Below are 6,729 nucleotides of genomic sequence, written 5' to 3' on the forward strand. Positions count from 1 at the left end.
GGACATCTGGCCGATCTTCGAGGCCTTCCAGCTTTCATACGTCTCGAAGGGCCTGCTTCTGGAGCAGGAAAAAAACGCCTCCGCGCCCTTGCCGAATGGTCCTTCGGCGGGGGCGAGCGATACTGCGAGGCCTGCTCGACAGCCTGCCCGGATTGCCCGGCGCGGCTGAACCGGCCTCTCACCCATGAGGGCTGGCAGGTCTGGGATCTCGTCGGCAGGCTCGGCGGCCAGCTTCGCGTGCTTCCGGGTGCCGTCGTTGGGTGGGATCTGAGCGCCGCGCTCGCACTTGGCCTCGCGCTTGGCGTGCCACCCCTCGCCGCTGGCGAACTGCTGCCCATCATCGAAGCTGTGATGGTCGCCAAGCTCAACGAACAGATGGAACATTCCGATGGCGGAAAAACGGGTTAGCGTCCGCCTCGCCGCCGCCGGCCGGCAGGCCCAGGACTGGGAGGGCGGCACCCGCATCGGCGACTGCCTGCACGAATTCAACCGCGACTGGTCGCGCCGGGTGATGGGGCAGGGGGCGGTGGTGCTCCTGATCACCGACGGGCTCGACCGCGGCGACCCGGCGGCGCTCTCGCACGAGATGGAGCGGCTCCACCTCTCCGCCCGCCGTCTCATCTGGATCAACCCGCTGCTGCGATGGGAGGGGTTTGCGCCCCGCGCCACCGGCATCGCCGCCATGCTGCCCCATGTGGACAGCTTCCGCGCCGGCCATTCCATCGCCTCGCTGGAGGATCTGGCCGAGGCCATCTCCCGTCCCGACGATCAGGGCGACAAGGCCCGCCTGATGGCGATGCTCTGTGGCCGCGCTGCGACAAACCGTCCCGACGGCTCCCCGTCACCTCCCCTTGATCGAGATCAAGGCGGCTCCCACATCGTTTACATATTCTAATCTTGGAATGAGATAGCAAGGAGGAACGGAGATGCCACTCAACTGGAAGACGGGCGGGCTGCTTCTGGGGCTCGTCTTTTTCGTCGCGGTGGCGCTAGTGAAGCCGATCGGCGTCTCGACGCAATTCGTGATCTTCGATGCGATCGTGGCCGACGCCGTCAACCCCGATCTGATCACCAAGACCGAGGACGGCTATACATCCACCAACGCCTATCTGGCCAAGTCGGGCGGCAAATATGCGAAGGCCGCGGCCAATCCGCTCAATTACAGCTTCGTCTTCGTGCTGGCGCTGATGCTGGGGGCGGGGCTGTCGGCCTGGGCGCGCGGCGGGATCGGCGCCGATGAGCGCCGGGCCCCGGCGGTTTGGCGGGCCAATTACGGCGACACACCATGGAAACGTTACGCAATGGCCTTCGCGGGCGGCTTCATCGTGCTTTACGGCGCGCGGCTCGCGGGCGGGTGCACCTCGGGGCACATGATGTCGGGGATGATGCAGACATCCCTGTCGGGTTACATCTTTGCCCTTGGCGCCTTCGCCGCCGCCATCCCCGTTGCCATGCTGCTATACAGACAGGAGGCCTGAGCCATGACCAGCATCATTCTTGCCATCGTGATCGGTGCCGCCTTCGGCGCGGTGCTCGACCGGATCGGCGCGAGCGACCCCAACTGGATCACCCGCATGCTGACGCTGCGCCATCTGAACCTGATGAAGACCATCCTGCTGGCGATCGGCACCGGCTCGGTGCTGATGTTCGGCGGTCAGATGCTGGGCCTCGTCGATGTCGGCCACATGAGCGTCAAGGCGGCCTATGCGGGCGTGTTCATCGGCGGCCTGCTGCTCGGCGCGGGCTGGGCGGCGGCGGGCTATTGCCCCGGCACGGGGCTCGCCGCGGCGGCCTCGGGGCGGCGTGACGCGCTCTTCTTCGTGGCCGGCGGTCTGCTGGGGGCGGCCGCCTACATGGTGACCTATCCCGCGTGGAAGGCCAGCGGCCTTCTCGACGGCGCCAAGCTGACGCTCGGCACCATTCCGGGGGCCGAATATGAGGGCCTTCTGGCGATGCGCGGCGACATCCTCGGCATCGTGCTGGGGCTCGTCTTCATCGCCATTGCCTTCGCGCTGCCCGAGCGCCTCGTGCCGCGCAGCGAGGAAGAGAAAGTGGCCCCGGCGGAATGATCCGGGCCTCATCAAGCCGCGGGCGGCCGCCTTTTGGGGCGGCCGTTTTCGTTTGTGCGCCGCCGCGCATGGTCCCGGCCACGGCCTTCGCTGGGGCGCCCAGGATGCATGCCGGTGGCGCGGTGGGCGGTCCCACCTGGGCCGGGCTGCGCCCTGACGAGGTGCCCGCGATCCTGCAGCGGGGCGAGCGGGTGCTGTCGCGCCGCGAGGCGCGGAGCTACGGCGCGGGCGGCGGCGTCACCATCAACATCAACACCCGCGACGCGGAAAGCTTCCGGCAATCTCGGACACAGGTCGCGGCCGACATTGCCCGCGCGGTGTCGTTGTGGCGCAGGGGGCTTTGATGTTGGATTTGCGATTGTTGATTTGCGATTTGCGGCCCCCCTGACCTCCCACATCACCAATCACAAATCAGCAATCCCACATCAAACATCTCAAATCAGAAATGCCAATGTTCCGCGAGGTCCGGTTTCCCGACGACATCAGCCGGGGCGCGCGGGGCGGGCCGGAGCGGCGCACGCAGATCGTCGAACTCGCCTCGGGCGACGAAGAGCGCAACGCCAGCTGGGCGAACTCCCGCCGCCGCTACGATGTCGCCTATGGCATCCGCCGCGCGGACGATCTGGCGGCGGTGGTGGCGTTCTTCGAGGCCCGTAATGGCAGGCTTTACGGCTTCCGCTTCAAGGACTGGGCCGACTGGAAGTCCTGCTTGCCGTCGCAGACGCCCGCGGCGACCGATTAACTCATCGGCACCGGGGATGGCACCACCACCGACTTCCAGCTTGTGAAGGCCTACGCCTCGGGCACGCAGACCTGGAACCGGGCCATCACCAAGCCGGTCGCGGGCAGCGTGACTGTTGCGATCGACGGGGTTGAACAGGCGAGCGGCTGGTCCATCGACACCACCACCGGCCTCGTCAGCTTCGACAGCGCGCCCGCGGCAGGCGTCTCCATCACCGCCGGCTTCGCGTTCGACGTGCCCGTCCGCTTCGACACCGACACGCTCGACGTGACGCTCGACATCGAGCGCCTCGGTTCCATCACCTCCATCCCGCTCCTGGAGATCCGGCGATGAACGACAATTCCGGCTTCGTCGCGACGGTGCTGCGCGACCTCGCGGCATCGACGGCGGTGATCCTTGCCGCCTGGGGCGCGCTCGGCGGCGCAACCAACGCGCTGACCACCAAGATGCGCCTGCGCGACGCCCTGCGCCACATCCTGCTCGGCGGGCTGATCGCGGCCGGCATGGGCAGCCTGTCGATGGCGGTGATCACCAGCTGGCTCGGCCTGCCGCCGCAGGCGATCCCGGCCGGCGGGGCAGCGGGCTCGGCTGCCTATCTCGTCGGCGTCTTCGGCCCGGCAGTGATCGAACTGGTGCTTGCCCGCCTGCGCCAGGCGCGGGAGGGCGGCGATGACTGAACTCGTTCGCGTCCTGCGCGGCCTGCGGCGCCTGACCGACGACCCGCGTGACGCTTTCACCCACCGCCTGCGCATTGGCCTCGCGGTCGCCGCGCTGATCCTGATCCTCTCCTTCCTGAGGTAACCCCATGCACATGACTGACCGGGGCCTCGTGACCCTTGCCCGGCACGAAGGCATCGTGCCCGGGCCCTACCGCGATTCCACCGGCACCTGGACCTTCGGCATTGGGCACACCGCCGCCGCCGGGCCGCCCGATCCGGCGCTGATGCCGCGTGGGATGCCGGACGATCTGGATGCCGGTATCCGGGAGGTGTTCCGCATCTTCAGGACTGATCTGGCCCGCTACGAAGCTGACGTCCGGCGCGCCGTGACCGTGCCGCTGGCGTCCCACGAGTTCGATGCGCTGGTCTCGTTCCACTACAACACCGGCGGCATCGCCAAGGCTGCGCTGACCCGGCACCTCAATGCCGGCGATCGCGTCGCGGCCGCCGACGCGTTTCTGAACTGGCGCAAGCCTGCCTCGATCATTCCCCGCCGCGAGGCCGAACGCGACCTGTTCCGCCATGGCAGGTATCCCAGCGGCACCATCCCGGTCTGGTCCGTGGACCGCACGGGACGCGTGGACTTCTCGCGGCCGATCCGTCGCCTGACCGAGAACCGGGCGCTGGCCCTGCTGCGCCCCGCCAAACCCGAACCCAGCTCAAACGCACCGACCGGCTGGGTCGCCCGGCTGGTCGCCTTCTTCTCCACGCTGATCCGGAGGGACTGATCCATGCGCTACATCCGACCGACCTCTCTGACCTGGTGGGCGGGACTGCTCGCCATGCTCACGGGCATTGCATCTGTCGCGCTTCCCGCCACCGGCCCGCTCGCCGAACTGTCCCGGCTCGTCGCGCTGCTCGCAGGCTCAGGTGATGCCTCGCCCGCCGGCCTCATGTTTCTCGGTCTCGGGCTCATCGGCCTGCGCGACCGGATCGAGCGGGGGTTCCGGAGCGATGCCTGAGTTTCTGATCTGGCTGGTGGCCGCTCTGGGTGCTGTCGGTGGCGTCGTCCTCGGCCGCCTCTGGGGGCAGGTGGAAGGCAGACGCGCAGGCAAAGAGGAGGCAGAACGCGATGCGTTGGAAGAGACAATCGGGAAGGTCGAACGTGGCCGCGATGCGGTTCGCGACGGCCGCGGCGCTGGCGATCCTGCTCAGCGGCTGCGCAACAACGACGGTGCCTGGTGATGCCGGCTGCATCTCCTACGCCGAGGCGCGGCTGGCCCGGCCACCTGCGGAAACCGTGACGCAGGTTCCGCCGGACTGGGCGCGCTGGATCGCCGATCTCGACGACCGCATGACGGGGACCTGCCGATGAAATCCTTCTCGCCTGCCCTGCAGACCCATCTCGACGAGGGCACGACCACGCTTGCCTGGTGCTGGCGTATCACGCGGGCCGACGGACAGGTGTTCGGCTTCACCGATCATGACCGAATGCTCAACTTCGAGGCTACCAGCTTCGAGCCCGAGAGCGGATTTGCGGCTTCGGAACTGCGCGCGGGTTCCGATCTCGCGGTCGATGCGCAGGATGCGGAAGGCGTGCTGCGCTCGGGCGTCATCACAGAGGCCGACATTGCCGCGGGGCTTTGGGACGGCGCGGCGGTCGAGGTCTGGCGGGTGAACTGGGCGGATACCGACCAGCGCGTGCTCATGCGGCGCGGGGCCATTGGCGAGATCCGGCGCGGGCGGGTGGCCTTTTCGGCCGAGATGCGCTCGCTCGCCCATGTGCTGGACCAGCCAGTCGGCCGAAGCTTTCAGGCCGGCTGCGATGCAGTTCTGGGCGATACTCGCTGCGGGATCGACCTCGCGGATCCTGCGTGGAAGGGCACCGGCACCGTCGCGGTGTTTCTGCGCGACCGGGCGTTCTCGGCAACGGGGCTCTCGGGCTTCGCCGCCGGGCTCTTCACCTTCGGCACGCTGACCTGGGACTCGGGCGCCAATGCCGGGAGGAGCGTGGAGGTGGAGCGCCACGAGGTCGCCACCACCGGCGAGGCTGTCATCACGCTGCTGGAATCGCCTGGCAGTCCCATTGCTGCGAACGACGCCTTCACCATCCGCGCGGGCTGCGACAAGGCCTTCGCCACCTGCCGCGACCGCTTCGGCAACACGGCCAACTTCCGGGGCTTTCCGCATATCCCCGGCAATGACACCGTGCTGCGCTACGCGAGCCAAGGGAAGGCGAACGATGGGAGCGTGCTGTGACTGCGGGCTTCATCCGTCGTCCGGCCGCGCGCGGGAAGGTGATCGCGGCGGCCCGGTCCTGGCTCGGCACACCCTATCACGACCAGCAGAGCGTGAGGGGCGTGGGTTGCGACTGCCTTGGCCTCGCACGCGGCGTCTGGCGCGAGGTGGTCGGGCCGGAACCCTTCCCGATCCCGCCCTACAGTCGGGACTGGGGCGAGGCCGGTCCGTGCGAAGTGCTGGCCGAGGGCGCGCGGGGCTGCATGATCGAGGTGGCGGCGGATGACCCTCCACCCGGCGCGCTCCTGATGTTCCGCATGCGCGAACGCGCCATCGCCAAGCATGTGGGCATCCTTACCGACACCGGCACCCTCATCCACGCCCGCGAGCGGCTGGGCGTGATCGAGGAACCCTTCACCCGGGCCTGGCGGCGGCGTCTCGCCTTCGCCTTTCTCTACCCGCAACCAAGGAGGCGCTGATGGCCACGCTCGTGCTCGGTCTGGCCGGTCAAGCCATCGGCGCCTCGATCGGCGGCGGCATCCTCGGCATCTCCGCCGCCACCATCGGCGGCGCGATCGGCACCATGGCGGGGTCTGTCGTCGACAGCTGGATCGTGGGCTCGCTCCAGCCCGACCAGCGCTACGAGGGTGCAAGGCTCGACAGCCTGCGGGTGACCTCGGCCACCGAGGGAACCACGATCCCCCGCGTCTTCGGCCGCATGCGTCTGGGCGGCAACATCATCTGGGCCACCGACTTCACCGAGCATGTCAGCACCACCACCCAGGGCGGCGGCAAGGGCGGCGGGCCCAAGGTCACCACGACCGAGTATTCCTACACCGCCTCCTTCGCGGTCGCTTTGTGCGAAGGACCGATCACCGGCATCGGTCGCATCTGGGCCGATGGCGAGTTGCTTGACACCTCGACCATCACCTGGCGCTGGTATCCGGGCGACGAGACGCAGGCCGCCGACCCGTTCATCGCCGGGAAGATGGGCGCCGAAGGCGCGCCGGCCTATCGCGGC

The 6,729-nt window shown here is 68.5% G+C and carries 10 protein-coding genes and 4 pseudogenes; all 14 read left to right on the top strand.

Translation table 11 applies throughout. From position 1 onward, the window contains the following. The first annotated feature begins 237 nt into the window (after window positions 1–237). Complete coding sequence (locus C4S70_RS19545) at window positions 238–408, top strand: DUF7697 family protein (RefSeq protein ID WP_456077573.1); 171 nt, start codon at window positions 238–240, stop codon at window positions 406–408. 1 nt (window position 409) lies between these two features. Then, window positions 410–802 (top strand): annotated as a pseudogene (locus C4S70_RS17960) (VWA domain-containing protein); the annotation flags it as partial. A 124-nt stretch (window positions 803–926) separates the two neighbouring features. Then, a complete protein-coding gene (locus C4S70_RS17965; RefSeq protein ID WP_104009463.1) occupies window positions 927–1,478 on the top strand; it encodes a YeeE/YedE thiosulfate transporter family protein in 552 nt (183 codons plus the stop codon). A 3-nt stretch (window positions 1,479–1,481) separates the two neighbouring features. Beyond that, window positions 1,482–2,069: a DUF6691 family protein gene (locus C4S70_RS17970; RefSeq protein WP_104009464.1), complete on the top strand. Its 588-nt coding sequence runs from the start codon at window positions 1,482–1,484 to the stop codon at window positions 2,067–2,069. A 35-nt stretch (window positions 2,070–2,104) separates the two neighbouring features. Continuing rightward, window positions 2,105–2,413 (top strand): annotated as a pseudogene (locus tag C4S70_RS17975) (phage tail tape measure protein); the annotation flags it as partial. A gap of 101 nt (window positions 2,414–2,514) precedes the next feature. Beyond that, a pseudogene (locus C4S70_RS17980) lies at window positions 2,515–3,144 on the top strand (phage distal tail protein, Rcc01695 family). Continuing rightward, window positions 3,141–3,488 (top strand): Clp protease/crotonase-like domain-containing protein, encoded by a 348-nt coding sequence (locus C4S70_RS17985; protein WP_104009465.1) that lies wholly within the window; start codon window positions 3,141–3,143, stop codon window positions 3,486–3,488. Before C4S70_RS17980 ends, C4S70_RS17985 begins: the two are co-directional and overlap by 4 nt. Next, window positions 3,481–3,612: a hypothetical protein gene (locus C4S70_RS19355; RefSeq protein ID WP_268807798.1), complete on the top strand. Its 132-nt coding sequence runs from the start codon at window positions 3,481–3,483 to the stop codon at window positions 3,610–3,612. Before C4S70_RS17985 ends, C4S70_RS19355 begins: the two co-directional genes overlap by 8 nt. 10 nt (window positions 3,613–3,622) lie before the next feature. Further along, entirely contained in the window at window positions 3,623–4,258 is a 636-nt protein-coding gene (locus C4S70_RS17990) for a lysozyme (RefSeq protein ID WP_235003894.1), read from the top strand. A gap of 3 nt (window positions 4,259–4,261) precedes the next feature. After that, complete coding sequence (locus C4S70_RS17995) at window positions 4,262–4,492, top strand: hypothetical protein (RefSeq protein ID WP_104009467.1); 231 nt, start codon at window positions 4,262–4,264, stop codon at window positions 4,490–4,492. A gap of 110 nt (window positions 4,493–4,602) precedes the next feature. After that, window positions 4,603–4,845: a hypothetical protein gene (locus C4S70_RS18000; RefSeq protein ID WP_146064265.1), complete on the top strand. Its 243-nt coding sequence runs from the start codon at window positions 4,603–4,605 to the stop codon at window positions 4,843–4,845. Continuing rightward, window positions 4,842–5,729, top strand: coding sequence for a DUF2163 domain-containing protein (locus C4S70_RS18005; protein ID WP_104009469.1), 888 nt, complete (start codon window positions 4,842–4,844; stop codon window positions 5,727–5,729). The genes C4S70_RS18000 and C4S70_RS18005 overlap by 4 nt, the downstream gene beginning before the upstream one ends. Next, a complete protein-coding gene (locus tag C4S70_RS18010) occupies window positions 5,726–6,187 on the top strand; it encodes an NlpC/P60 family protein (protein ID WP_235003895.1) in 462 nt (153 codons plus the stop codon). The genes C4S70_RS18005 and C4S70_RS18010 overlap by 4 nt, the downstream gene beginning before the upstream one ends. Further along, window positions 6,187–6,729 (top strand): annotated as a pseudogene (locus C4S70_RS18015) (baseplate multidomain protein megatron); the annotation flags it as partial. The gene C4S70_RS18010 and the pseudogene C4S70_RS18015, both read left to right, overlap by 1 nt.

Origin of the sequence: Jhaorihella thermophila (assembly GCF_900108275.1) — a bacterium.
In the GTDB taxonomy this organism is placed as follows: domain Bacteria; phylum Pseudomonadota; class Alphaproteobacteria; order Rhodobacterales; family Rhodobacteraceae; genus Jhaorihella; species Jhaorihella thermophila.